This is a genomic window from Kineococcus glutinatus (assembly GCF_039542765.1).
Taxonomy (GTDB): domain Bacteria; phylum Actinomycetota; class Actinomycetes; order Actinomycetales; family Kineococcaceae; genus Kineococcus_A; species Kineococcus_A glutinatus.
The window spans coordinates 1-1,845 of sequence record NZ_BAABIL010000823.1; the positions used below are offsets into that span (position 1 = coordinate 1).

The 1,845-nt window shown below is 75.5% G+C and carries 2 protein-coding genes; both read left to right on the forward strand.

What is annotated here, in order from left to right:
- On the forward strand, positions 1 to 849 hold an 849-nt coding region (locus ABEB16_RS21745), incomplete at its 5' end, for an SDR family oxidoreductase (protein WP_345714255.1).
- Positions 850 to 877: 28 nt separating this feature from the next.
- The coding region (locus ABEB16_RS21750) for a rhamnulokinase (RefSeq protein WP_345714256.1) at positions 878 to 1,845 on the forward strand (968 nt) is incomplete at its 3' end.

The following is a 1,845-nucleotide window of genomic DNA, read 5'->3' on the forward strand; positions in this document are numbered from 1 at the left end:
TACTGGGCGCTGGAGGAGGCCAAGCTGCAGCGGATGCCCAGGCCCAAGCCGCTGGCCACCCGCATCGCCTTCGTCACCGGCGCCGCCTCCGGCATCGGCAAGGCGACCGCGGAGCGGCTGGCCGCCGAGGGCGCCTGCGTCGTCATCGCCGACCTCGACCTCGCCAAGGCGCAGGCCGCGGCCGAGGAGATCGCCGGCCCCAAGGGCGCCGACGTCGCGATCGGCGTGGCCGCCGACGTCAGCGACGAGGCCGCCGTGGCCGCGGCGCTGGCCGAGGCCGTGCTCGCCTTCGGCGGCGTGGACCTCGTCGTCAACAACGCGGGCCTGTCCATCTCCAAGCCGCTGCTGGAGACCACCACCAAGGACTGGGACCTGCAGCACGACGTCATGGCCAAGGGCTCCTTCCTCGTCTCCCGCGAGGCCGCCCGCATCATGATCGCCCAGGGCATGGGCGGGGACGTGATCTACATCTCCTCCAAGAACAGCGTCTTCGCCGGTCCCAACAACATCGCCTACTCCGCGGTCAAGGCCGACCAGGCCCACCAGGTCCGGCTGCTGGCCGCCGAGCTCGGCGAGCACCAGATCCGCGTGAACGGCATCAACCCCGACGGCGTCGTGCGCGGCTCGGGCATCTTCGCCGCCGGCTGGGGCGCCAAGCGCGCCGCCGTCTACGGGGTGCCGGAGGAGGAGCTGGGCGCCTACTACGCGCAGCGCACCCTCCTCAAGCGCGAGGTGCTGCCGGAGTCCGTCGCCAACGCCGTCTTCGCCCTCACCGGCGGGGAGCTGGACCGCACCACGGGCCTGCACGTCCCGGTCGACTCCGGCGTCGCCGCCGCGTTCCTGCGGTGAGGCCCCGGGTGGCTGGGGGGCGGCTCGCGTGAGCACGCCCGAGCTGCTCGCCGCGGCCGTCGACGTCGGGGCCTCCTCCGGCCGCGTCGTCCTCGGCCGCGTCGGGCCCGACCGCCTCGACGCCGAGGTCGTGTACCGCTTCACCAACGAGCCCGCGGTGCGCGGCGGGCACCTGCGCACCGACGCCGCGGCCCTGCAGGACGGGGTGCTGCACGGGCTCGCGGCGGCCGTCGCCAGCGCCCGCGCCCTCGGCGGCGCCCTCACCAGCGCCGGGGTGGACACGTGGGCGGTGGACTACGGCCTCGTCGACGCCGCCGGCGACCTGCTGGCCGACCCGGTGCACTACCGCGACGAGCGCACCGCCGGCCTGCGCGAGCGCTCCAGCGCCGTCGTGCCCGACGCCGACTGGTACGCCACGACGGGGCTGCAGTTCCTGCCCTTCAACACCGCCTACCAGCTCCTCGCGGAGGACCCGGAGCTGCTGGCGCGCGCCGAGCACCTGCTGCTGCTGCCCGACCTGCTCGTGCAGCGGCTGACCGGCGCGGTGGGCGCCGAGCGCACCAACGCCTCCACCACCCAGCTCTACGACGTGCGGGCGGGGGAGTGGTCGGCGCGGCTGCTCGACGCCCTGGGCCTGCCGGCGCGGCTGCTGCCCGCGCTCGTGGACCCCGGCAGCGCGGCCGGCCCGCTGCTGCCGGCGGTGCGCCGGCGCACCGGCGACGACGGGCGGCTGCTCGTGCACCGGGTCGGCTCGCACGACACCGCCTCGGCCGTGCTCGCCGTGCCCGCCGCGGACGAGCGCTTCGCGTACGTCTCCTGCGGGACGTGGTCGCTGGTCGGGGTCGAGCTGGAGGCCCCCGTGCTGTCCGCGGCGAGCCTGGCGGCCAACTTCACCAACGAGGTGGGCGTCGACGGCACCATCCGCTACCTGCGCAACGTCACCGGCCTGTGGCTGCTGCAGGAGAGCCTGCGCCAGTGGCGGCGCGAGGGCGTCGA